This window comes from Peribacillus sp. NPDC094092 (assembly GCF_050279365.1).
Lineage (GTDB): Bacteria > Bacillota > Bacilli > Bacillales > DSM-1321 > Peribacillus.
The window spans coordinates 521,873-547,060 of the sequence record NZ_JBNNUC010000001.1 but is presented as its reverse complement, the minus strand read 5'-3'; the positions used below and the strand labels follow the sequence as shown (position 1 = coordinate 547,060).

The window sequence follows — 25,188 nt, the reverse complement described above, 5'->3', positions numbered from 1 at the left end:
GAAAGTGATGACCAATTCTATATGAGTTGGTCATTTCTTTATAATCAATCATGTTTCTATTAAGCTCGTACACTGCTACCTTCTATATTTTAATATTCGAAACCAGATTTTTTACTGCTGTCAATATGATTACCATATCATTCCAAATACAGTTAAAAATAACGTATTAAATGTAAATTTTAAATAATTTACCAAAAATAATTGCAATTCAGAAAATATCTTCGAACTGTTACCTCATTAGCAAACTTTGTTGCGGAACCGTATCATTTTTGAAATCCCACTGATCACTTTTGGAATTAAACAAGTTGAAACTTAGTTTATTATGGATTCACTAGATATATAGTGGGGGGGAATGATAATGGCAAAAAATCAAGAAAACGAGATTTTTCCTGTAAATGGTAATTTAGTAAACTCCTATAAGGAAGCTTTGATTCCATGTTTATGGGACGAGGAGATAATATAAGGAAAATCCAGCATGTCCATTTTGTGATGGCAAAAATGTTGAATTATATTCATCCTTCGGTACTGCACAGCTCGTTAGGCAATACTATTGCCTAAACTGTACAACGGTTTTTGAAAGTATACGATGGAAAGGTTCCCTCTCTGCTGATTGATCATATGAGCCAACTGATCTGAATGGGTAGTCATTGCTTGTTAAAAGCCTTTCCAGTGCATTTTGCACACGTGAATGAGTAATTATTGGGGTGGATATGAGACTATAAGTTTCATAGCCTGATTGAATTACTAGCAAGGGGATTTGCTCAAATTAGTTCGAATAGCGTTTCCAATGAATGGCCTTTTTCCACAAAGGGGATTTTGAAAATGGAAGGTAGGGAATTTAAAACCGGTTTTATATGGCAGCCCCGTTTTCTTTATGAAATAAAGGAAACGGTGGGATGCCGCTTCTAAAACCAGTAGCTTTTTGAGGAGGTAAATGTGTGATAAAAACCGAGTGTGAAATTAGAGGATTGGGCGCAATGTACAATGCTTCCTATAATTTCTTCCAGAAAAACATAGAGGCAGGCATAGGGGATAAAACCGCTATTTATTATGAAAATCAATCATATACCTATCAAGAAATCGATACCCTTGGTAATCAATTTGGTGCGGCATTAAAAGAACTGGGCATGGAGATGGAACAGCGCGTCCTGCTTTTATTACATGATTCTCCAGAATTCATCATTAGTTTCTTCGGTGCAATAAAGGTCGGGGCAATCCCGATTCCATCCAATACGCTTTTGCCCATAAAGGATTATGAGTATCTTTTGAATAATAGTCGTTCCAAAGTGTTGGTTACTACTTGTGAACAGTGGGAGAATTTAAAGCTTATAAAAAATAGATTACTTTTCTTGAAGCATGTCATCTTGGTTGATGGGGTTGAGTTGAAGGAAGATAACGAACATTCTTTCCGGGATCTTACTCGCAAACAAAATAAAGACCTGCCTCCATGTTTTAGCAACATTAATGATCAAGCGTTCTGGCTCTATACATCGGGAAGTACAGGTGAGCCAAAAGGGGTTATTCACCTTCAGACCGATATGGAAGAAGCCTTTAAAAACTATGCCAGGAACATTTTGCAAATCACCGAAAATGACATTACCTTTTCGGCCTCGAAGCTTTTCTTTGCTTATGGTTTGGGAAACGCGATGTATTTTCCTCTTGGAGCCGGAGCTGCAACGGTTTTGATGCCGGACCGACCGACTGCAGAAAAGGTGTTCGAGACGATAGAAAAGTATCGTCCAACCATTTTTTTTGGTGTCCCGACTCTTTATGGATTGATGCTCAATTACCTTGAGAAGACGAAGGAAACCTATGATCTTTCTTCAGTTAGACTATGCGTATCAGCAGGAGAGGCACTGCCTGCTTCTTATATCGAACGATGGAAGAGGGTTTTCGGATTGGATATTATAGACGGGATTGGTTCGACAGAATCACTTCATATATACCTTTCCAATCAAGTAGATGCTATTCGGCAGGGAAGCACAGGGAAAATCGTTCCCGGTTACGAAGCTAAAATAGTCGATGAACAAGGCCATGAAACTCAGGTGAATGAAGTGGGAGACCTTTTAATTAAGGGAGAAAGCATTGCAGCCTCTTATTGGAATCTAAATGAAGAAAACAAAAAGAAGTTTATTGGTAATTGGCTTGTGACAGGAGATAAATACTTCAAAGATGAAGATGGCTTCTATTGGTACGCGGGCCGCGATGATGACATGATGAAGGTAAATGGAATTTGGGTATCGCCAATAGAAATAGAAAACACTCTCTTATCCCATCCCGATATACTGGAAACCGCTGTGGTTGCTGTAAAGGATGAAAATGGTTTAGTGAAGCCAAAAGCCTTTATTGTATTAAAAGCTAATGTGGAATCAGGTGAAGGAGTTAAAGAGGAATTAAAAGGATTTGTCAAAAAAGTGTTAGCACCGTATAAATATCCTCGCGACATTGAATTCGTGAACGAGTTGCCAAAGACTTCGACAGGAAAGATACAACGATTTAAATTAAGAGAGTCAGAGATTCAAAACACAATCGTAAACAAGAAGGAAGATTCAATTCCTTGAATGTATACTCTAAATGAATTGGGGATTCATCCAGCAAGAAAAAAGGTTAAATTGTCATTTGAATGGTGGGGGCGAGGGAATTGAAGGCAAGAGCATATCGGCATGAATTGGTCGAAATGGCATAAGGAATCCGACCCGCTGATATCTTCATTAAAGGCGGAACGGTTATTAATGTTTATTCTGGTGAATTTCTTCAGCAAAATATTGCGCTGTATAAAGATTGCATTGCATATGTAGGGGAAATGAAGATAAATGGGATGAGATGGCCTCGACCTTTAATACAACGACAGACTTGCTCACGATCGGAAGAAATCCGGAGGCTATGGCAAAAGCTGCTTCCAGAGTTCATGAACTGGGAGGAGGAATTGTAATTGTCGATGGAAATGAAATAATACTTGAGATTCCATTACAGCTTACTGGAATGATGTCTACAGATCCTTCATTTGATAAGGCAGTTGAATTTAATGATAAATTATTAAAGGTGCTCCAAGCGAGAGGCTTTCCTTTTCACGACATTTTGTATACTTTATTATTCTTAACTTGTGATTTTCTTCCTGCGCTGCGTTTAAATCCCTTTGGGCTATATGATGTGAAAACCGATAGATTCCTATCCCCTTCCACATCCATGACGAACTTTTTAAACGAAATGAAAGCGTAGAAAGGAATAAATGGTATTGGTATTTAATAGTTTTGGCTCAAGGGCTGCCGTATCACCATAGCTGGGAAACGGCAGCCTGATTTTTGTTAATGCGGCCCATCAAAAAATCGCTGGGAACTGCAAAACTGCAAATCGGTCCTGAATTTTTTGCGCTTTTTATACTTTATTAACGAGACTAAAAAGTGACTGGTGTATATATGATTTTTACTGGATGGTCCAAACGATTGAATCAGTTAAGGACGATTCTTGGAGACAGCGGTTACCCAAACCAATCCGTGAATCGCATAAGCTGAAAAATGGAACTTGAGCAATTGATTTTTAAATTTCACTAGTAATGCAATAGCCCATCCGTTACTGGATGGGCTATTTAAATTTTAAAACCCATGGATAAAATTAAATTTACGATTTGTGAGTAGGTATAATCTATAATATGGTAAAAAACTAGTTTTATAATCGCTAGAAAACAAATTAGAGTTTGTTTGAAAATTCAAAAATGAATTATTGGCATTTCGATGAATCCTTTATAGAAAGGCATTATAACTGAATAAAATTCATTTATGAATTGATTGGTTTTACTACTTAGCGATTTAACACAAAAATGGGGCTTGGCATGCAAGTTGCATAATCATAATCATAATCATAATAAATCTAACATGCACGATATGAAATTCATTTATGTGCGGAGGGATAACTGGTGCGAAAAACAATAAATAAACCATGGGAGCAATGGTATGTTGAAAGTATGAAATCTATGAAGCTGCCGGAAATATCGGTCTATTCACTGCTTGATATAACAGCAAGGAAGTTTCCACACCATACAGCCATCATTTATGAAGACCATTCAATGGATTATAAGCATCTAAAAATGCAGGTAGACAAACTTGCAGGGAAATGGAGAGAAATGGGTTTTGTCAAAGGGGAACGCATTGGTCTGATGATGGCCAACCACCCTAATTTCATAATCAGTTATTACGCCGCACAGGCACTGGGTCTGATAGTTGTACAGATTAATCCCCTGTATAAACCGCGGGAACTTTTGCAAATTTTAATAGACTCGGATACCAAGAATATTGTATTTGACCAAACGGCCGTAAATACAATCGAAGAAACGAAAACGATATATGAATTTGATGTTTGCATTGATACGGAAAATGATCGAAATGGCTCCTGTTCCCTTCAAACGATGATTCAAACGGGAGATGCCATTAAGAAGCCCGAAATGATAAGCCCGCATGAAGATACTGCAGTCATCCAATATACTGGCGGCACGACTGGGAGGATGAAGGGCGTCATGCTAACTCACCATAATTTAACCTCCAATGTCGTGCAAAGTTTTGAAATGTATGGGGATTCCCTGAAAACTGGTGAAGAAATCGTATTGGCAGCTACGCCGCTTTACCATGTTTATGCCATGACAAGTGCGATGAATCTAGGGATCTATATTGGAGCTACCATCCTCTTATTTCCTAAATTCGAACTTCAAGATGTACTTGCAAAAATAAAAAACTACCGTCCGACTTTTTTTCCAGGAGTTCCAAAGATGTATAATGCTTTCGTCAATCATCCTGGAATTGAAAACTATGGACTGAATTGTTTAAAAAGTTGTTCTTGTGGCTCTGCGCCCCTGCCGGTCGAAGTAATCAAGCGATTTGAGGAGCTGACAGGTGCCAAAATCGGAGAGGGTTTCGGATTGTCGGAAGCTTCTCCTTCCACTCATCGCAATCCGCCATTCGGAAAAAGGAAAATTGGAAGCATCGGCATCCCTTTTCCAGGTACGGACTGTATGATCATTGACGATGAAAACAATGAAGTGCCTAACACATGTGTCGGGGAGTTGATCATAAAAGGCCCGCAAATCATGAAGGGTTATTGGAATAACGAAGCCGAAACAAAAAAGGCCTTACAGAATGACTGGCTATATACTGGCGATCTTGCGGTGATGGATGATGAAGGATATTTCTATATAGTCGGCAGGAAAAAAGAAATGATCATCGTCGGCGGATTCAATATTTATCCGCAGGAGGTGGAAGGTGTTCTATATGAACATCCGGCAATAAAAGAGGCAGCTGTAGTGGGCATCCCCCATAAAGAAAAAGGAGAAATTGTGAAAGCGTTCATCGTACCTAAAGAAAGCGCTTCCGTGGATCTTGAAGAAATAGAAGGATATTGTTATTCCCAATTGACTCCTTATAAAGTACCAAAAGTATTTGAATTGAGAAAAGAACTTCCGCGGAACACAGTGGGTAAACTATTAAAAAGATTGTTAGTTAAAGAAGAATTGGAAAAGGATTGAAAGAGGGGGATGTGGTTTCATTTATGTAACCTATGTTGGATGGTAGATCAATGTGTGAACAAAAATGAAGCAGAGGAGGGAATTATATGCGTTGGGTTGTTCTCATTCTATTATTCTTTGGAGCCGTCATCAATTTTGCAGATAAATCGATCGTGGGTCTCGCAGCTGTTCCCATCATGAAGGAATTCAATCTTACCTATGCAGAGTGGGGCCTTGTTGGAAGCAGCTATTATTGGCTCTACCCAGTTACAGGGATTTTTGGGGCAGCATGGGCTGATCGGCTGGGGGCTAAAAAAGTGCTTGGGTTCATCATGCTGACATGGACTGTATTGCAATTCGGCGTTTTAGCCATCACCGCTCTTCCATTATTGATTCTATACAGGATTTTACTGGGCGCTTTCGAAGGACCTTATAGCCCAATCGCTTACAGTCATGCCGATAAGTGGTTTCCACCGAAACTGAAAGGCTTTGCCAATTCGGTAGTGGTTGGCGGAGGAACCGTTGGTGCGATGATCGTGGCACCGATCCTCGTTTCTTTAATTACGATATTCGGCTGGAAAGCTGCCTTTGCCGTCCTTGGTGGAGCAAGCCTTGTTTGGTTCTTCCTCTTTCAATTTTTAACAAAGGAAAATCCAGTTGAGGTATATGAAAACGTGCAAAAGAAAAAGAAAATGCAAATGGAAAAAATAAAAGTGAAAGACTTTTTGTTGCTACTCGCATCACCTACTGCTTTGTTTACTACGCTTGCATATTTTTCAACATATATTTTAGTTGTTTGGTTTTCTGTTTGGCTCCCGATTTATTTAGTTGAAGCCGTAAAAATGACTCCAGGTCAAATGGGAACAAGCGTTGCAATAATCGGAGTCGTTTCGGTATGTATTTATATGGGTGTTTCGATGATGTCTGATCATTTATTCAAGAAGAATCAGAATTGGCGGTCATCGAGGGTATTTGTCGTCGCGGGTGCCATGATTCTGGGTGCATTGTTCTTTTCCTCGATCATGGTATTTCAAAATCCAATCTGGGTGATAGTCGCCATGTGTTTAGCAAAGGGGCTTACATATGCAATTTTACCGATCGGTCCAACGATCATGATCAATGAAATGCAAGAGCGGGGGGGATTGATGACAAGCATTTTAACATCATCAGGAAATATAGCAGGGATTATTGCACCTCTATTAACCGGCTATATCATAAGTTTAGCAGGAGGAAATGAATTATTGGGATATAACTTATCGATATTGTTCATGGCCATCCTTGTCCTGGCTTTTGGCATTCTGTTTGCGATATTCGTTAAACCAGCCAAATCAAAAGGGAAACATAAAAATAAAAGTTCGGATAACTTTGACCTTAAGTCCTCATAAGCAGGTCGAACCTGGTTACATTCAATGACACTTGTGAAATGAAGGAATGTCTTCAAATGGGTGTGAAAAAAGGAAAAGGAGCGGATGGGAAAATGAATAGAGATGCTGTCATAGTTTCTGCAGTTCGAACAGCCATTGGAAAACAGGGAGGTGCACTTGCATCGGTTACCGCCCACGCATTTGGAGCAGAAGTGATGAAAGAAGCCATAAAACGAGCGAATGTCGAACCCCGAATGATAGATGATGTAATCATGGGGAATGTGTTAAGCGGGGGTGGAAACATTGCCAGGTTAACGGCGCTGAAAACAGGCCTCTCGCTTCATCTTCCGGGACTGACCGTCGACCGTCAATGCGGTTCGGGAATAAATGCTGTCAACTTGGCTGCACTAGCGATTCGTGCAGGCGAAGGCGATGTCTATATCGCCGGTGGGGTCGAGAGCATGAGCAGGGCGCCATACTTGATGGATCGTCCGGAAAAACCATACAGTGCAAAGCCACCGCAGTTTAGAAAATCCCGGTTGTCCCCAAAAGAGATTGGCGATCCCCCGATGGGAATCACGGCTGAAAACTTAGCGGAAAAATATGAGGTCAGCAGGGAAGAACAAGATGAATTCGCTCTTCAAAGCCAAAAAAAGATGGCCAGAGCCGTGGAAGAGGGCCGTTTCAATGAGCAAATTACGTCTATTCACATTCCCGTCAGAAAAGGCGACGATATCGATTTTAAAATGGATGAACATCCACGTCCCCAAATAACGAAAGAAGGACTAGCCAAATTATCACCTGCGTTTTTAGAAGGCGGTTCCGTGACTGCAGGCAATAGTTCGGGATTGAATGATGCCGCATCGGCCCTGGTCATAATGTCGAGGGAAAAAGCGGGGGAATTGGGGATTAAGCCTTTAGCGACGATAAGGGCACATGCCGTTGCAGGGGTAGATCCGAATTATATGGGAATAGGACCTGTTCGCGCTATTAGAAAGGTAATGGAGAAATCAGGTCTTTCCTTAAATGAGATGGACATCATTGAAATTAATGAAGCCTTCGCCGCTCAAGTCATTGCTTGTAATAGGGAGCTTGATATGAATCCCGAAAGAGTGAATGTGAACGGAGGAGCCATTGCGCATGGACATCCACTAGGTGCGACGGGTGCCATTCTCATTACGAAAGCGGTTTATGAATTGAAGCGCTCTGCCGGAAGGTTTGCCCTAATTACAGCTTGTATTGGAGGCGGGCAGGGAATTGCCACGATAATTGAACGTGAAGCCTGATTTTATAAAAATTAGGAATTTAATCTATCGGAATACAATGTCCATTGAATGATTTGATGATAACAACCCTATATGCCCTATGAAGAAAGCTTAAAAACGGCTACTCATGAACAGAACTAAGGAGGAAAAAACTGATGACAATCACGTTAACCAAGGAAATGCAGCAAATGAAGGAAATGATCCGTAATTTTGTTGAAAGGGAAGTCGAGCCCTACGCCATCCAAATTGAAGAAGAGGATGCCATCCCGGAGCATTTGGTGGAAAAAGCAAAAGACCTTGGCTTATTCGGGATAAGCATTCCAGAACAATACGGTGGAATTGGCTTGAATGCTGTTGGAAAGGCCACAGTATTAGAGCAGTTAGGAAGGACCCATAATGGATTCGTTTCATTAATAAGCGCCCACACCGGAATTGGCAGTACAGGTCTGGTTAAGCTTGCATCCGAACATTTGAAAAATAAATACTTGCCTAAAATGGCAGCAGGCACGAAAATTGGCGCCTTTGCCTTATCAGAACCGGGAGCGGGATCTGATGCAACCAATTTGGCAACAACTGCAGAAAAGAAGGGTGATTACTGGGTCATGAATGGGACGAAACATTTCATTACGAATGGGCCGGTAGCTGATGTTTATACCGTATTTGCTTTAACGGATAAAGATAAAGGAGCAAAGGGAGGGATTACAGCGTTTTTAGTAGAAAGAGATTTTCCCGGTTTAATTGTCGGCAAGAAGGACAAAAAAATGGGGTTAAGGGGATCATATACCTCACAGGTCATTTTCGAGGATTGTATCATACCTGAAGAAAATGTTATTGGTGAAGTTGGAATGGGATATATCTCTGCCCTGAAAATTTTAGGTGAAGGGCGTGTAGGTTTGGCTGCAAGATCAGTTGGATCAAGCGGTAAATTGATCGAATTATCAGCCAAGTATGCAAAAGAGCGCATTCAATTCGGCAAACCAATTGCGGACAACCAAGCGATTCAATGGATGCTTGCTGATATGGCAACCGAAACGGAAGCCGCAAGAGCATTGACGATGATGGCGGCACAAAAGATTGATGAAGGAAAAAAAGTGATCAAGGAAGCATCAATGGCAAAGCTGTTCGCTTCAGACGTTTTTAATCGGGTCGCGGATAAGGCGGTTCAAATTCATGGCGGAATGGGATATATGGCTGAATATCCAGTTGAACGTTTTTATCGGGATGCCCGCATAACGAAGATCTATGAGGGAACGAATGAAATCCAACGTTTAATCATAGCAAGGAATGTCTTGGAAGAGTGTTAATCTATTCAGGCAGGCAGCTTTTTGCCTATGAATCTGGAATTTCAAGGGGAGGATCTTAATGGGAGAAGATATCGTAATCGTCAGTGCTGTTCGAACACCGATTGGCAGGTATGGTGGTGCATTTAAAGAGATTAGTTCCGGTCATTTGGCGAGCATAGCCATCAAAGAAGCGATCAAACGAGCGAATATTGTAGCAGAACAAGTGGATGAAGTCATTTTCGGGGAGGTTAGGCAAACGACCGAGTCCTCGAATGTCGCGAGGGTGGCAGCTCTGCGCTCAGGAATTCCAGATTCTGCACCGGCTTTTACGGTAAACCGGTTATGTGCATCTGGAATGCAGGCCATCACCTCGGCAGCACAGGAGATAAGCTCAGGTCAAGCAAATATAGTCGTTGCCGGCGGTACGGAAAGCATGAGCCGCGCACCGCTTTATTTAAGAAGTGCCCGTTTTGGAGGAGACAGGACCAAGCTAGTGGATTCCAATACTGAAGCTGGACAGCAGCCTCAAGAAATTTACGGAAAAAGTTTGGGAATGGGAATCACCGCTGAAAATGTCGCACAACGATACAGCATTTCCAGGGAAGAACAAGATGCCTTTTCAGTGGAAAGTCAACGAAGAGCGGGGCAAGCGATAGAAGAAGGAAAGTTCAAGGATGAGATCGTTCCTGTTCAGGTCTCTGACAGGAAGAGTACGGTTACCATTGAAATGGATGAATATCCACGTCCTGAAACCACAATGGAAAAACTTGCAAGTCTAAAACCGGCATTCAGGGAAAATGGAACCGTCACTGCAGGGAATGCTTGCGGCCGTAATGACGGGGCTGCTGCATTGGTATTAATGAAAGCTAGTGAAGCGAAACGGTTACAAATACGACCACTCGCAAAGATTGTCGATTGGGCGACCGCGGGAGTTTCGCCTGAAGTGATGGGAATTGGCCCAGTACCAGCCGTCGGAAAGCTTATGGAGCGTACCGGGAAAAAAGTAGAGGAAATTGGGCTTTTCGAATTAAATGAAGCGTTCGCTTCACAGTCATTGGCAGTAATCAGGGATTTATCGCTAGATGAAAACAAAGTTAATGTAAATGGGGGAGCGATCGCTCTTGGACACCCAGTCGGATCGACGGGTGCCCGAATCGTAACAACGCTAATATATGAACTGATTCGCAGGAAAGAAAGATATGGTGTTGCTACACTTTGTGTTGGCGGCGGACAGGGAATGGCTATCATGATTGAAGCCGTATCGGCCGACGATTAAGGAGTGGAAACCCCATACGTTTCTGCTCCTTCCATATAAGTTGAATCGCGCCAAAGTGAGGGGGAGGAAGATTGCCTGTTGAAGTGGAAGATATTCGGAATCAATTCGAAAGTAGTGCATTCTTTTCACATATAGGTTTTGAAATCATTCGATTTGAAGAGGGAAATGTTACCATAAAGTTGAACATAGAAGAACATTTGCTTAATGTTAATGGAACATTGCACGGAGGCATTCATGCTACCATGCTGGATACCATTCTAGGAATGGTGACTCGTTCCGTTACGAAATCCAAAGTCGTGACGACAAGCTTAACTGTACATTATTTAGCCAGCATATCGAGCGGGGAACTATTTGCGGAAGCAAAAGTTCTTCAAAAAGGATATAAAATTGCCTTTACTGAAGGAGAAATAAAAGATACTGAAGGCAACACAATTGCAAAGGGCACAGGTATTTTTAAGATCATTCGTGATAAATGAGGGTTGGATGAACAAGTTGGCTGACAAATGACTATGCGTAATAGAAAAGAATGAGGTGTGAAAAAAATTGACGAGAAATTGGCATGGATTTTATCCGAAAGAAACTCCTGCTGAAATTGACATTCCAATATTGTCTTTATATGGACTCCTTGAACGTTCAGCCCGGCTTTACCCAACCTGCAAAGCCGTAATAGATGGGAATCGGGAAATGACATATATGGAATTAAAGGATGCCTCAGATCGTTTTGCTGTGATTTTAGACAACCGTGGATTTCAAAAAGACGACCGTATAGCAATCATGCTGCCGAATTGTCTAGAATATATCATTGCCTATTATGCCATTCATCGTTTGGGAGGTGTGGTCGTTCAAGTGAACCCACTGTATCAGTCGGGTGAATTGGAATATATATTACGGGATTCCGAAGCCAATTTTTTCATTGGGCGTGAGGAACAGCGGGAAAAATTAGTGCTAACAAGTTTTTCTGATAGGTTAACGATCATAACTGCCGAACAATTAATGGAAACTGGAACGGTTTTATCAAGGAAAGATCAGGAACTTCCTGCTCCGGCCATCGATCCTAAGGAAGCTGTGGCTGTACTCCAATATACAGGGGGGACTACAGGAAAATCAAAAGGGGTCATGCTCACGCATTTTAATTTGATTTCAAATGTTTATCAAGATTTTGCCTTTACGGCAAATGCCCTTCAACTCCAAAGGCCTGGGGAACGGATGCTTGGATTGACACCATTATTCCATGTGTTTGGCAATGGACGACTGAATAGTGCCATTTATGCCGGATCGACTTTTATCACATTGGAGAGATTTGAAATAAACAAGGTGGTGGATTTGATCCGGACACATCGGCCAACCATTTTTCCAGGTGTCCCGACCATGTATATTGCTTTACTGAATCACCCGGATTTAACGGCGGACGATTTAAGCTGCTTTAAGTACTGCAGTTGTGGTTCAGCCCCGCTCCCGATAGAAATCATTCATCAATTCGAAAAAAAATTACGGGTTACAATATTGGAAGGGTTTGGGATGTCGGAAACTTCACCCACTACCCATCGCAATCCAGTCATAGGACAGAAAAAACCAGGAAGTATCGGAATCCCATATCCAAATACCGACGCTAAAATCGTCGACCTGAAAACAGGCATTGATGAATTGCCAGCAGGTGAAAGAGGCGAACTGATCATTAAAGGTCCCCAAGTAATGAAGGGCTATTGGAAGAATTCAGAGGAAACGGCAACGGCTTTGCGTGATGGATGGCTTTATACTGGGGATATCGCTACGATGGATGAAGACGGATATTTTTATATCGTAGGCAGGAAGAAAGATATGATCATTGCAAGCGGTTTTAATGTTTATCCAATCGAAGTCGAGGATATTATTTATCAGCACCCAGCCGTAAAAGAGACATGTGTATATGGGGTACCGGATTCATACCGTGGGGAAACGGTAAAAGCGGTCATTGTCTTAAAGAAAGGAAAGTCAGTCCCGGAGCAGGAAATCAGGGAGTTTTGCGTGCAACGATTGGCCAGATACAAAGTGCCGCGAAGTATTGAGTTCAGGGAACAGCTGCCAAAATCAGCTGTTGGGAAAATATTGCGCAGAATATTAATGGAGGAAGTAACACAGAACCCTACTGTCGGGGGGAGATAAGCATTTCATTTATCGTTAGGGAACTGAAATGAAACCCTAAATAAGCGAAACCTTTTTTCGAGGTTCCCCTTATTTAGGGTTTCCATCATATTTTTATAGACTATAAAACTACTTTCCTTTTAGCGGAATTTCAAAAGAAGTCCCCTCCACCAATAAATCATGAGACTCACCATCCGCTATGTCATCAGTAGTGAATGAAAAGGAATCGAGCTTTTTAAAATTTTCCTCGGGATTAACCAAAAGGCCGATTGTGCCTTTTCTTGTTTCCCCTGATTGGTAATCTGATCGGGTTACTTTTTTTGTCCCTATAAAAGTATCTCCGTAATGGATGAAATTTTTAGAAGGTACATCATATGTAAGATCATCATTGAAAGTAACATGTTCCATGCTGAAGAACTGAAGTTCCTTCGAAGCTTTATTTTCCACGGAATAAGTTATCTCTAGATAGGAAACCTCTTCATCAATATCCCTTTTAGACAACGCAGCCCGTTGATCGATTTCCTCCATGGATAAATTTTCTTTATAATATATCGAATAGGCCTCTTCAAAACTCAATCCCGTATAGGATTTGAGCTCCTCCTTTACTTCATCTGTGAGTGAAGACAATTGAATCCAACGGATATCCTTGATTGTGATGACCATGGGTGCCAATTCAAATGACTCATTAATGGACTTCGTTTCTAGCAATGTGAAGGTTCCCCAATTTTTTTGGCGAACCTTATCGCCGGCTTTTTTTAGATGGGTCCCGCCATACTCCTGCACTTCAGGAATTTTGGAATCCTTGGCTTCCGCATTTTTTCCTTTTTCAGTATTATCGCTCCCGAAATAATTGAAGGCAATTACACTTGAACAAATAAGCAATAATCCAACAACTCCTGAAATGATCCACCTTTTACGGATACTTCATCACTCCTTGTTTTAAACCATTGATGACAAAATATAATATACCATTTTTTTCGCAAATGGCGGGATGTAAAAGAAATGCATGAAAATCGAGGCAAGGAAAGTGCCTTTACTATGCAAAATCCAATGAAGGCATTTACGCCTGTTTGTACAATTGGCATCCATTTGTTGAAACGATTAGGCATCATACCTCATTGAATAAAAAACAAGCAAAGGAGCTTGTCTTTGATACGATGCAAAATGTCAACCTATCAAATCCCGCGAATCTATTAAAAAGCCTTCCTTTTCAATTGTATGAACATAATAACTGATGATGATTTGGACAGCTAAAGAACTGATTTACAAAATCTTAACATTGGATTAATGTGGGATTTATATTAAATGATTATGATTAAACCGTAATAAACAGTAATGAACATTAATAATCCCACATTAATTGGAGGCACTTTTTATGAATTACACATTCAAGAAGAAATGTTACAAGTCTATTCAAGCTGTGATGTTAGGAGTGAGTGTACTAGGATTAGCTGCTTGTGGATCTACTAAAGAGGAGGCTGCTCCAGTTGTTAAGGATCCAAGTTCGTTAACCCTGAAAGAAATTGAAACAAAGGCAAAAGAAGAGGGGAAAATTAATAGTGTGGGTATGCCTGATTCATGGGCTAACTGGGGAGAAACGTGGAATGAAGTGATGAAAAAATATACATTGGAACACAATGATACAGATTTATCCAGTGCCGAAGAGATTGCCAAAATGGAATCGGAAGGAGAAAATGCAACAGCTGATATCGGCGATGTAGGGGTTTCCTTTGGGCCCATCGCGGAACAAAAAGAATTAACGATGCCATATAAAACTTCCTATTGGGATGAGGTACCTGACTGGGCAAAAGATGACAATGGAGATTGGGTTGTTGGCTACCAAGGAACGATTGCATTCTTAACTAATAAAGAATTAGTAGATAACCCGCCAAAATCATGGGATGACATATTAAATGGAGATTATAAAGTAACAGTTGGAGATGTTCAGCGTGGTACACAGAACCAAATGGCCGTTCTTGCTGCCGCTAAGGCCTACGGGGGTGATGAAACAAATCTCCAACCAGGAATTGACTATTTTGCTAAGCTTGCCAAGCAAGGCCGCCTTAGCTTAACTGATGCCAAGCCGGCAAACATCGAAAAAGGGGAAGTGGAAGTTGCCCTTGTTTGGGATTTCAATGCTCTTGGTTACGCTGACCAAATTAACCGCGATCAATTTGACGTCACCATTCCAAGTGAAGGTTCAGTCGTAAGCGGCTACGCAACTATTATTAACAAAAATGCAAAGCATCCGCATGCGGCAATGGCAACTAGAGAATATATCTTAAGCGATGAAGGACAAATTAACTTAGCTAAAGGATTTGCCCGTCCAATTCGTGATGTAGAACTACCGAAAGAAGTAGCTGAAAAAATGGTTCCAGAAGAACAGTACAAAAATGCAAAACCAATTGAAGATTACAAAGCTTGGGAAGAAACGGCTAAAAAATTACCGCAGCTTTGGCAAGAAGAGGTGTTAGTCCATGTCAAATAAAGTGATAGCAATTATTGTTGATGGTATGAGATATGATAAAGCATGTGAGGCTCTTGGATTTATTCAACATCTAGTTGAAATAAATCAGGCAGCACTATACAAAGTAAAGTCGGAACTCCCAAGTCTTTCCCGTCCATTATATGAAGTGTTACTAACGGGTACACCGGCATCAGTTAACGGAATTACGTCCAATCAAGCCGTTCGCTTATCTACTGAGAAAAGTCTCTTTCATCTTACGAAAGAAAACGGCTTAAGAAACGGAACGGTATCTTATTACTGGGTAAGCGAACTTTATAATCGCGCGCCATTCCAATTTATTGAAGATCGTGAGCAAGAGGATGAGACTAAGCCAATTCAATATGGAAAGTTTTATTGGGATGATGACTATCCAGACAGCCATGTGTTAATGGATGCAGAAGCTTTGCGCAGAAAGCATGACCCACACTTTTTATATATTCATCCGCTCGGTGTAGATGTAAAAGGAGAAATTTTCGGTTCGGAATCGAAAGAATACCGTGAACAAATCTTAAAAATGGGAAGCTTGTTGGCACAACTTTTGCCAATTTGGATCAAAGAAGGATACCACATTTTAATTACATCTGATCATGGCATGAGTGAATATGGCAACCATGGCGGCATAACTGATGGAGAGCGTGATGTACCGCTCTTTATCATGAGTCCAAAAGTTGAGCCTGGTGTTTACAGTGAAGTGGTTCCGCAATTAGCTTTTGCACCGCTCGTTTGTGAACTTTTAAATATAGAGCCGTCCAATAAAATGATTTCATATCAATTTCCAGGTCTGAAAGTAAAAAATACCCTTTAATAAAGATACACTATTCAACATTAAAATGAAGAATGAAGGTTGACGGGAATTGGTTTAACGAACGTACTGTTGAACCAATTCCCAAATTGTTAGAGAACAAAGAGGAGCGAGAAGTCTTGCGAAAAATAAAAAAACAAAAAATTTACTTATTAGCTCTTTTACTGCCATTTATTTTGTTTGTGATTGGATTTGAATTAGGACCATTAGTAGCAATGATTAAAAATAGTTTTTATGCAGACGATGGAATTCAAGTTACGATCGATCAATATCTCACTATATTTAAAAGTGAATTTTACTTGCAAGCCATTCAAAATAGCCTAATCATTTCTTTATTTTCTGCTGTAACTTCTGTGATTGTAGCGGTCATTGCAGCCTATTCGTTTACAAAGTTCTCACAAAAAATACAAAATCGATTACTGATGATTGCCAATATGACGTCGAACTTTGAGGGGATTCCCCTTTCATTTTCATTTATTATTTTACTTGGAAACAATGGGTTGTTTACGTTGCTTTTTTCTAAGATTGGTGGGGATGTGTTTGCGGATTTTAATTTATATTCATGGACAGGCCTCATTCTTGTTTATATATATTTTCAAATTCCGCTTGCTATTATGCTCATCTACCCGTCTTATCAAGGAATTAAGGAACAATGGAAAGAAGCCTCTTCATTATTAGGAGGATCAACATTATCATTTTGGCTTCACATTGGGATTCCAGTTCTTTTACCTAGTATTGTAGGTACATTCAGTATTTTGTTTGCTAATTCGATGGGAGCTTACGCTACAGCCTATGCATTAGTAGGCAGCAACTATAACTTATTGTCATTGCAAATTGCCTCACTAGTAGCAAGTGACGTTGCATTAAAGCCGCAGCTAGGCAGTGCGATGGGAGTACTTCTAGCAGCGACAATGATAGGAGCGATGTGGTTCAATGAACGAATGATGCGCCGCATTAGGAGGGATTTACGATGAAACCTTCATTGACTTTTCATAAGGTGATTGTTGGGTTACTAGTCATGTATTTATTAATTCCGCTTGTAGGAACATTTTTATTCTCGATTGCCGGAAAATGGGATCATACCATTTTACCTGAGAGTTATACAATGAAATGGTATATTGAGTTATTTCAAGATGAACGGTTTTATGATGCTTTTCGACGAACGCTGTTTTTAATTGTCATGTCTGTAGGTCTTAGTGTCGTTATTATGCTTCCGACCATTTTTATCATCACGGTATATTTCAGTAAATGGGAAGGATTACTTCAAGCAGCAGCCATGCTTCCTTATGGAATTCCTCCCATTGTTGGAGCTGTAGGATTAATCAAGGTATATTCAGATGGACCGATTCAAATTGCCGGAACACCTTGGATTTTAATCGGTGCCTATTTTATAACGATTCTGCCATTTATGTATCAAGGTATTCGTAGCAGTCTTCGTACGATTAATGCTGTGCAGCTTGTTGATGCAGCTGAATTACTCGGTGCCACAAAGTTCCAGGCGTTTCGCACAGTGGTCTTTCCCAATATTATATCCGGTATTTTAGTGTCTACCTTATTATCAGTCGCTCTTTTATTTAGTGAGTTTGCTTTTGCCAATTTGCTTGTTGGGGGCCGATTTGAAACCATTCAAATTTATCTTGCCGACAAACTAAACAGCAGTGGTCACTTAACAAGTGCAATTGTTATTACTTATTATTCACTGATATTACTTTTAACGGGGACTGTATTAAAACTTACGTTTAGAAAAGAAAAAAATCGTGTTGTGTCAAATAAGAAGCGTATTCTTTCATTTTTAAAAAAACAATATAGTAATAAAAATACCGCTATAGAAGGTGAAAAATAATGAGCTATGTAACCATCGATCAAGTGACTAAGGGGTATGAAAATCAAGTCGTTCTAAATGACATTTCGTTAATATTAAAAAAAGGAGAATTTGCTACACTTCTTGGGCAAAGTGGATGCGGAAAAAGTACATTATTACGTTCCATTGCGGGGCTTGACGGTGTTGATATAGGTAGAATCTTAATTGATGGAAAAGATATTACTAATTTATCACCGCGTCAGCGTGAGGTCGGTATGGTATTTCAGTCTTATGCGCTTTTCCCGAATATGACCGTTTTTGACAATATAGCATACGGCCTTAAAATGAATAAGGTGAAAAATGTTAAATCAAGAGTGAAAAAGATGATTGATATGGTTGATTTAATAGGAAAAGAAGATTCATATCCTCATCAGTTATCTGGCGGGCAACAGCAGAGGGTTGCTCTTGCCCGTGCCCTTGTCATGGAGCCAAAAGTACTGCTTTTGGATGAGCCGTTAAGCGCATTGGATGCTAAAATTAGAAAAAGTTTGCAAAAAGAATTAAAGAGAATACAGAAAGAGTTAGATATTACAACTATTTTTGTTACTCATGATCAGGAAGAAGCAATGACGATGTCTGATCGAATTTTTGTCATGAATAAAGGAAAAGTTGTACAATCCGGTTCTCCATCAGAAATTTATACTTCTCCAGTCAATACATTTGTTGCAAAATTTATCGGAAATTATAATGTTTGTAATATGGAAGTGTTCCATAAACTTGTTCGCAGCACAGAATTAAAAGGGAATGAAGTCGCCATTCGTCCTGAAGTTTTACAATTAGTTTCTGCTGGTGAGGATAGCTTGGATTTACAAGAGAACTGGGGAATTAAAGGGTTCATCAAAGATGTTTCTATGACAGGGAATGTTTTAAGATATGAAGTAGAAACAGATGAGTCCGCTTTCTTTGTAGACTATCTTCACCACCGAGGGAAAATGTTTGAGCAAGGAGCACGCGTTCATATTCTTGTACCGAAGGAAGAATGCATTATTTTATAAATTATTAATGATCACGGGGGAAGAAATATGTCTGTTTTGCCAGAAGAAAGAAAGAATGAAATTTTAAAAGAACTTAACAAAATGGGAAAAGTAAAAGTTATGGAATTAGTTGATCAATTTAATGTTTCAGAGGAAACGATTCGACGCGATTTGATGATATTAGAGGAAAAAGGACTTTTAAAGAGGGTTTACGGTGGAGCGATTAAAACAGTCTTTGAATTTGAGGAGCCTCCATTTACACACCGTACAACGGTGAATCAAGAAGCGAAAATCAAGGTTGGGAAAAAAGCAGTAGAACTCGTTTCTAACGGAGATGTGATTGCCATTGATGTAGGGACAACCATGCTTGAATTTGCGCAGTGTATCGAAAATAAAAAAGACATTACGATTTTAACCAATTCTCTTCCTGTGTCGTCCGTGTTAACCGAATTGCTCAATGAAAATAAGTTTACAGGGCAAATTCTATTACTAGGAGGACAAATTGATCCAAAGCATCAATCTATAGGCGGAAGTCTCACTGAACAAATGTTAAATCAATTTAATATTGATAAAGCGTTCATTTCAGCTGGTGGTGTTTCCATTCGAAGTGGGGTTAGTAATTATCATTTACATGAAACATTAGTCTCACGCAAAATGGTCGAGGTATCAAAGCAAGTTATATTGCTAACGGATTACTCCAAAATTGGTGTCGACACATTTAGTAAAGTTTGTCCTCTAGAAAAAGTCGATGTGATTGTTTGCGAACAACCATTTCCAGAGGAATGGAGAAATCATTCAAAGTTAGAGGAAATCAATTGGATTCAAGCATAGCACATAATGGGACATTTCTGGATGGAAGAGGGGGTATTCTCTTTTTTAATTAGATTTTTATTGATAGCAGGTAAAAAAGCTAGAAAGAGAATTTAAAAGATAGAATGAGAAAAGGAGCTATTAGCATGAGTTTCATTGCGATAGATTTAGACGGAACATTATTAAACGACCAGAATGAAATTAGTGAAGAAAATATAAAAGCGATTCAATATGCCCAAGATAGAGGCTTTGAAGTAGTTATTTCAACAGGACGGGCTTATTTTGACGTTCAAACAATTTGTGAAAAAGCCGGGATTTCCGCATTTGTAATTGGAACAAATGGTGCAACCATTCATTCAAAAAGCGGAAAGGGCATTTCTTCTATTACGATAACTAAAGATACTGTCGAATCTATTCTCCAATGGTTAGATGAACGGAATTATTATTACGAAGTGTTTACTGATAAAGCCATTTATACTCTTAAAAAGGGTAGAGAACATTTCCATAATGAGATTAAAAGTTTGAAAAACGCAGATTTGAATGCAGATATGAAAGAATTAGTTGAGGTAGCGGAAAGGCAATTTGACCAGTTTGGATATGTTTTAGTTGAAAACTATCATGATATCTTAAAAAAGGAGGAAGAATTCTATAACATATTGGCATGTTCTTTTGATAAAAAAAAATTAGAGGAAGCATGGAACCAATTCAAACAGTTTGATGAGCTGATGGTTGTTTCATCTGCTGATCACAACGTTGAAATTACTAGTAAGAGAGCTTCAAAAGGAATGGCTCTTGAAAAATTGTCTTTTTTGATGAATGGCTCCTTAGATCAGGCTATGGCAATCGGGGACAGCAACAATGATTTATCCATGTTCGAGAAAGTTGAATACAGCGTAGCGATGGGAAATGCGAAAGATGTCATAAAAGCTGTTTGTACAACGACTACCCTTAAAAATGATGAGGATGGGGTAGCTTATGCGATTTATCGATATATGGAGAACTTCGTGGTTCAAAAATAAGTGCCAATGCCGAAGGAGAGAGCGATAAAATGGCATGGATATATATCATAATGGCAGGACTTTTGGAAATCGTCTGGGTGATCGGTCTTAAATATTCACACGGATTCACCAAAATTATACCTAGTATAGTAACGGTAGTTATTATAATCTTTAGTTTCTTGTTACTTTCAAAAGCTTTACATTCCATTCCCTTAGGAACTGGTTACGCCATTTTTACTGGATTGGGAACGGTGGGAACGGTAGTAATTGGGATGATTTTTTTTGGAGAGCCCATTAATCCACTGAAAGTATTTCTTATGGCTTTAATGATATTAGGGATAATTGGAATAAAAATCAATCCAGCACAACCTAAACATTAAAGGAAGTGAAATGATTTATTCAAGGTTAGGGGACGATTCAATGGCTTGGTTTTTTCTTCTTATTGCCGGATTTGCCGAGATTGGCAGTGTTATAAGCCTGAAAAGTGCAAACGGGTTTAAAAAATTGCTTCCCTCTGTAGCTTGTCTTTTTTTGGGGAGTTTAAGCTTTTATTTTCTTTCTTTGTCATTAACTTCCATTCCGGTGGGGACTGCCTATGCAATATGGACCAGTATCGGCTCTGTTGGAAGTGTTTTAGCAGGAATGATCTTCTTTAATGAACCTAGAAGTTTAAGAGTAACCCTATTTATTATGTGTATTATTGCAGGGGCTGTAGGTATTAAAATGACTTCGGGACATTAAGGTCAAGGTTTTAAATGGGGATAAGTGGATAAAGAGAAAGGTATTACCTATGGATGATAGCGAGATGAAAACTATTCAAGATTTAAGAATGCTGCATTCTGATCTGCCCATTTAAACTGCCATAATCTCGGCTTCAATTTTTGAATTTTTGAATTATTCAACGTAATGGAGCGATACTTCAATAACGAAGTGTCGCTTTTTTTGACCTTCTGCTAAAGTCGTACCCGTCCTAAAAATAGCTATCTCTTTCCTTCGTCGATGAATCGCTTTCATAGCTTTCCTTATGTTGTGCAAATCTGGTCCTCGCGTATGATACGTTCCGGATCCTCGAGACAATCGCTCTTCGAACTTTTTGGCTCTTGTGTTCTCCTTTTTAAACACTCGCTTTAAGAGAATAATAATTTTTTTGCATTTTCAATATTTACAGTCAATATTTGAAATGGTAGTATAACAATATCTGTTAAGAATTATCATATTATTAGGTTTATTCAAAAAAATCATTTTTTTATAATAATAAAAATTTTTTTAACTAAAATATTGATATTATTGCTCCAATATTTTGTATTTATTTTTCGTGAGGGGATGAATGATGATGAGTATCAAAAAAATGTCAAATGCAATAAAGTCAACTGAAATAATAGAACAAACATCTGGAATATATGAAGAAGCTGTGAGATTAAGACGAAAGATACATGAAAATCCTGAGCTTGGATTTGAAGAGCATAAAACGGCTGAAATTATTGCGAATTATTTAAAAGAGCTTGGAATTGAAGTGACTACCGGAGTAGCTAAGACAGGAGTTGTGGGTATACTTCGTGGAGATAAAGAGGGGCCAGTGCTTGCTTTACGAGCTGATATTGATGCTTTACCTATACAGGAGAAAACGGATGTAAGCTACAAATCTAAAAATCCTGGGGTTATGCATGCTTGCGGACATGATATGCATACCGCAATGTTACTATCTGCTGCTAATGTTTTATCTCAAAATAAGCATCATATTGCGGGTACAATAAAATTCATTTTTCAACCTGCTGAAGAGATGAAGGGCGGGGGAATAATGATGGTTGAAGAAGGTGTATTAAGCAACCCTCCCGTTGACCATGCTTTTGCTTTTCATGTTTGGCCTGAATTAGCTACTGGTACATATGGTTTTAGAAATGGTGCGATAATGGCAAGCATGGATTCCTTTGATGTCGTATTAAAAGGTAAACAAGGTCACGGGGCAGCACCGCATCAAGGAGTAGATGCTATTGTGGGGGCTGCTCATGTTGTAACGGCGCTACAAACAATTGTTAGCAGAGAAACAGATCCAGTAGATTCCGTTGTTATTACAATCGGAACAATTGAAGCAGGGGATGGCTATAATATTATTCCTGAAAAAGCTAGTTTTAAAGGAACTGTACGAACACTTAATGCGAACACACGCAAGGAAGTGGCTGCAAGTATTCAACGAATCATCGAAGGCGTGGCTTCTGCACTTAAATTAGAAGTTGAAATAAACTATAACTTTACAGTGGGGTATCCTGTCACAATGAATGATCCAAAATTCAATGAACATGTTGCTGCTATTGCTACTGATTTATTTGGAGAAAATTCAGTGCAGTGGTTGTCTAAACCAAGTATGGCAAGTGAAGATTTTGCTTTCTATTTAGAAAAAGTCCCGGGTACATTTGTCTTCTTGGGAGTAGGAGAAAACCCTGAGGATCCGATGAAGCTGCATAGTGACATATTTTTACCAGATGAAAAAGCTATGATCCAAGGGATTTCCCTTATTGTAGGACTAGCTTTAAATACTACTGAAAAAATCCAATAAGGTAAAAAATGATAAGTTTTCTTTTAGAATCAGCATAATTGGTAGAAAAGGAGTGTAAAAAAGTGCAAGAAAATTCTCTGCGTAATTGGAAAATTCATTTATTTGTTTTGATATTGGTCTGTGTTACAGAATTTATTGGCGTCAAAACGTTTAACATTGGGATTGGGGCCATTGCATTATTTCCAATGCTGTATGCATTAATTATCGGAGCCATTATTAGTTTACCTTCTTTAAAAATTTTAAAAATGAAGGAAATGAATGTAGCGGCCAATATTTTAGGCATTTCATTCATGCTATTTGTAGCCAAATTGGGAATGTTAATGGGGCCTTCATTGCCGAAGATATTTGATGCCGGGATTTCTTTAGGATTACAAGAAGTGGGACATTTCGCAGGGACAATCCTATTAGGGTTACCGATTGCTTTATTACTTGGAATGAAAAGAGAAGCAGTCGGAGCCACTTTTTCAATCGATAGAGAACCTAACTTAGCGATTATTGCTGAAAAATATGGCTCGGATTCACCAGAAGGACGGGGAGCACTGGGCGTTTATGTTTGCGGTACTTTGTTTGGGGCTTTGTATCTGTCTGTGTTAGCAAGTTTTTTGGCTCAAACTGGTTGGTTTCATCCAATTTCACTAGCCATGGGTGCGGGTGTAGGTTCAGGTAGTATGATGGCTGCCATGTCTGGGGCATTAGCTGTTATCTTCCCAGAATCCGCAAAGGATATCGCAGTTTTTGCTGGTGCTGCTAACTTAATCACAACAATTTTAGGAACGTATATATGTGTATTCTTTTCTCTTCCTTTTACAAACTATTTATACAAAAAGTTTGAGCCTATTTTAGGGCGAAAGACAAAAAAAGATCAAATGAAAAATATTGAAGCATAGGACATTAAGGGGAGATTTTATATGAAAGATAAAATATTGACTTTTATAATTATTGGTATAATTGCTATTATGGGAAATTGGATTGGATACAATGTTTCACCAATTGACGCATTACCAGGTATGATGATCATTGTTGCTGTAACGATATTAGGGTTCTTTTTCGCAAAAATCTCCCCTATCAAACTACCAATTGTTGTTTGGGTTTCTATGCTAGCCTTACTGGTTACAACTCCGATTTTTCCAGGAAACGCATCAATCATTAAAGTAACAGAACAAGTTAATTTTATGGCCTTGGCAACACCTATTTTGGCTTATGCTGGCCTTTCCTTCGGGAAAGATTTGAAAGAATTTAAAAAATTAGGATGGCGTATAGTTGTCATATCTCTAGTTGTATATACAGGAACATTTTTACTATCAACTCTAGTTGCAGAAATTGGTTTTAGATTAACTGGTAAATTCCATTAAGTTTTTGTGATCATGCTGCTCGTATGTTACTTAAGGAAACCAAAAATTGAAAAAAATCCTGGCGATTAGTGAACGAATTTTGAGGTGCCTACGCTGCATGGGATGTCAAAAGAGCCGAACAGCTTTATCTTAACTTTACTAGCTTTAAAAACGCCCGATTCCAATAGGAATCGGGCGTTTTTTATGCAAGGGAAAGCATCAATTTCCCCAGTTAAAACTGATATATTAGGTTCCTGGATTGGTATCTAATTTTCAGTGGATATGATTAGTAAAATATAAAACGTAATATATAACCATTTATACTCTTCATGTAAAGGTTCATATGATACACGATCTTGTAGCATACTTAGATTCACATCCCAATAATCTGCTTACTCTCTTTGCGGTGGTAGTTTTGTGCCTGGAATTGAGCGACCCTCTTTAAATGTCACGTTCTAACTGCTTAGCTAATGCCTGATAAATCGGTCACTATAAAATTGTATGCTTTATTTTCATTAAATGCAGGTCTTGATAAATCTTGATATGTGGCAA

General features: G+C 39.2%; 21 protein-coding genes and 3 pseudogenes. 23 read left to right on the top strand and 1 reads right to left on the bottom strand.

Going from position 1 to position 25,188, the window contains the following annotated elements; translation table 11 throughout:
• Positions 1 to 476: 476 nt before the first annotated feature.
• The 10 genes and pseudogenes from ACQKNS_RS02555 to ACQKNS_RS02510 form a co-directional block, all read left to right on the top strand.
• A pseudogene (locus tag ACQKNS_RS02555) lies at positions 477 to 614 on the top strand (hypothetical protein); the annotation flags it as partial.
• 363 nt (positions 615 to 977) lie between these two features.
• Positions 978 to 2,561 (top strand): benzoate-CoA ligase family protein, encoded by a 1,584-nt coding sequence (locus ACQKNS_RS02550; protein ID WP_427642111.1) that lies wholly within the window; start codon positions 978 to 980, stop codon positions 2,559 to 2,561.
• A 256-nt stretch (positions 2,562 to 2,817) separates the two neighbouring features.
• Positions 2,818 to 3,219: pseudogene (locus ACQKNS_RS02545) on the top strand (adenine deaminase C-terminal domain-containing protein); the annotation flags it as partial.
• A 694-nt stretch (positions 3,220 to 3,913) separates the two neighbouring features.
• Complete coding sequence (locus tag ACQKNS_RS02540; RefSeq protein ID WP_427641050.1) at positions 3,914 to 5,512, top strand: long-chain-fatty-acid--CoA ligase; 1,599 nt, start codon at positions 3,914 to 3,916, stop codon at positions 5,510 to 5,512.
• Between the two features lie 86 nt (positions 5,513 to 5,598).
• Positions 5,599 to 6,876: an MFS transporter gene (locus ACQKNS_RS02535; RefSeq protein ID WP_427641049.1), complete on the top strand. Its 1,278-nt coding sequence runs from the start codon at positions 5,599 to 5,601 to the stop codon at positions 6,874 to 6,876.
• A gap of 92 nt (positions 6,877 to 6,968) precedes the next feature.
• Positions 6,969 to 8,141 carry a thiolase family protein gene (locus tag ACQKNS_RS02530; protein WP_427642110.1) on the top strand — a complete coding sequence of 391 codons (1,173 nt, stop codon included), beginning with the start codon at positions 6,969 to 6,971 and terminating at the stop codon, positions 8,139 to 8,141.
• A 134-nt stretch (positions 8,142 to 8,275) separates the two neighbouring features.
• Positions 8,276 to 9,424, top strand: coding sequence for an acyl-CoA dehydrogenase family protein (locus ACQKNS_RS02525; RefSeq protein ID WP_427641048.1), 1,149 nt, complete (start codon positions 8,276 to 8,278; stop codon positions 9,422 to 9,424).
• A gap of 58 nt (positions 9,425 to 9,482) precedes the next feature.
• Positions 9,483 to 10,679 carry a thiolase family protein gene (locus ACQKNS_RS02520; RefSeq protein ID WP_427641047.1) on the top strand — a complete coding sequence of 399 codons (1,197 nt, stop codon included), beginning with the start codon at positions 9,483 to 9,485 and terminating at the stop codon, positions 10,677 to 10,679.
• A 71-nt stretch (positions 10,680 to 10,750) separates the two neighbouring features.
• Positions 10,751 to 11,155 carry a PaaI family thioesterase gene (locus tag ACQKNS_RS02515; protein WP_098373178.1) on the top strand — a complete coding sequence of 135 codons (405 nt, stop codon included), beginning with the start codon at positions 10,751 to 10,753 and terminating at the stop codon, positions 11,153 to 11,155.
• 67 nt (positions 11,156 to 11,222) lie between these two features.
• Positions 11,223 to 12,821 (top strand): long-chain-fatty-acid--CoA ligase, encoded by a 1,599-nt coding sequence (locus ACQKNS_RS02510; protein WP_427641046.1) that lies wholly within the window; start codon positions 11,223 to 11,225, stop codon positions 12,819 to 12,821.
• A 108-nt stretch (positions 12,822 to 12,929) separates the two neighbouring features.
• On the opposite strand, the gene ACQKNS_RS02505 is transcribed toward ACQKNS_RS02510, so the two are convergent.
• Positions 12,930 to 13,682, bottom strand: coding sequence for a hypothetical protein (locus ACQKNS_RS02505; RefSeq protein WP_427641045.1), 753 nt, complete (start codon positions 13,680 to 13,682; stop codon positions 12,930 to 12,932).
• Positions 13,683 to 13,796: 114 nt separating this feature from the next.
• On the opposite strand from ACQKNS_RS02505, the pseudogene ACQKNS_RS02500 reads away from it, so the two are divergent.
• The 13 genes and pseudogenes from ACQKNS_RS02500 to ACQKNS_RS02440 form a co-directional block, all read left to right on the top strand.
• A pseudogene (locus ACQKNS_RS02500) lies at positions 13,797 to 14,017 on the top strand (nickel import ATP-binding protein NikD); the annotation flags it as partial.
• 158 nt (positions 14,018 to 14,175) lie between these two features.
• The gene (locus ACQKNS_RS02495) at positions 14,176 to 15,288 is read left to right on the top strand and encodes an ABC transporter substrate-binding protein (RefSeq protein WP_427641044.1); all 1,113 of its coding nucleotides are present in this window, start codon (positions 14,176 to 14,178) and stop codon (positions 15,286 to 15,288) included.
• Complete coding sequence (locus tag ACQKNS_RS02490; protein WP_427641043.1) at positions 15,278 to 16,111, top strand: alkaline phosphatase family protein; 834 nt, start codon at positions 15,278 to 15,280, stop codon at positions 16,109 to 16,111. Before ACQKNS_RS02495 ends, ACQKNS_RS02490 begins: the two co-directional genes overlap by 11 nt.
• 116 nt (positions 16,112 to 16,227) lie before the next feature.
• Complete coding sequence (locus tag ACQKNS_RS02485; protein ID WP_427641042.1) at positions 16,228 to 17,082, top strand: ABC transporter permease; 855 nt, start codon at positions 16,228 to 16,230, stop codon at positions 17,080 to 17,082.
• Positions 17,079 to 17,951: an ABC transporter permease gene (locus tag ACQKNS_RS02480; protein WP_427641040.1), complete on the top strand. Its 873-nt coding sequence runs from the start codon at positions 17,079 to 17,081 to the stop codon at positions 17,949 to 17,951. The genes ACQKNS_RS02485 and ACQKNS_RS02480 overlap by 4 nt, the downstream gene beginning before the upstream one ends.
• Positions 17,951 to 18,964, top strand: coding sequence for an ABC transporter ATP-binding protein (locus tag ACQKNS_RS02475; protein WP_427641039.1), 1,014 nt, complete (start codon positions 17,951 to 17,953; stop codon positions 18,962 to 18,964). Before ACQKNS_RS02480 ends, ACQKNS_RS02475 begins: the two co-directional genes overlap by 1 nt.
• Before the next feature lie 27 nt (positions 18,965 to 18,991).
• Positions 18,992 to 19,774, top strand: coding sequence for a DeoR/GlpR family DNA-binding transcription regulator (locus ACQKNS_RS02470; RefSeq protein ID WP_427641038.1), 783 nt, complete (start codon positions 18,992 to 18,994; stop codon positions 19,772 to 19,774).
• A gap of 125 nt (positions 19,775 to 19,899) precedes the next feature.
• Positions 19,900 to 20,772, top strand: coding sequence for a Cof-type HAD-IIB family hydrolase (locus tag ACQKNS_RS02465; RefSeq protein ID WP_427641037.1), 873 nt, complete (start codon positions 19,900 to 19,902; stop codon positions 20,770 to 20,772).
• Between the two features lie 29 nt (positions 20,773 to 20,801).
• Complete coding sequence (locus ACQKNS_RS02460; protein ID WP_427641036.1) at positions 20,802 to 21,131, top strand: DMT family transporter; 330 nt, start codon at positions 20,802 to 20,804, stop codon at positions 21,129 to 21,131.
• A gap of 40 nt (positions 21,132 to 21,171) precedes the next feature.
• Positions 21,172 to 21,492, top strand: coding sequence for a DMT family transporter (locus ACQKNS_RS02455; RefSeq protein ID WP_427641035.1), 321 nt, complete (start codon positions 21,172 to 21,174; stop codon positions 21,490 to 21,492).
• A gap of 592 nt (positions 21,493 to 22,084) precedes the next feature.
• Positions 22,085 to 23,305: a M20 metallopeptidase family protein gene (locus ACQKNS_RS02450; protein ID WP_427641033.1), complete on the top strand. Its 1,221-nt coding sequence runs from the start codon at positions 22,085 to 22,087 to the stop codon at positions 23,303 to 23,305.
• 62 nt (positions 23,306 to 23,367) lie between these two features.
• Positions 23,368 to 24,192: a DUF3100 domain-containing protein gene (locus ACQKNS_RS02445; RefSeq protein ID WP_427641032.1), complete on the top strand. Its 825-nt coding sequence runs from the start codon at positions 23,368 to 23,370 to the stop codon at positions 24,190 to 24,192.
• 21 nt (positions 24,193 to 24,213) lie between these two features.
• Positions 24,214 to 24,657, top strand: coding sequence for a hypothetical protein (locus ACQKNS_RS02440; protein WP_283902218.1), 444 nt, complete (start codon positions 24,214 to 24,216; stop codon positions 24,655 to 24,657).
• Positions 24,658 to 25,188: the final 531 nt, after the last annotated feature.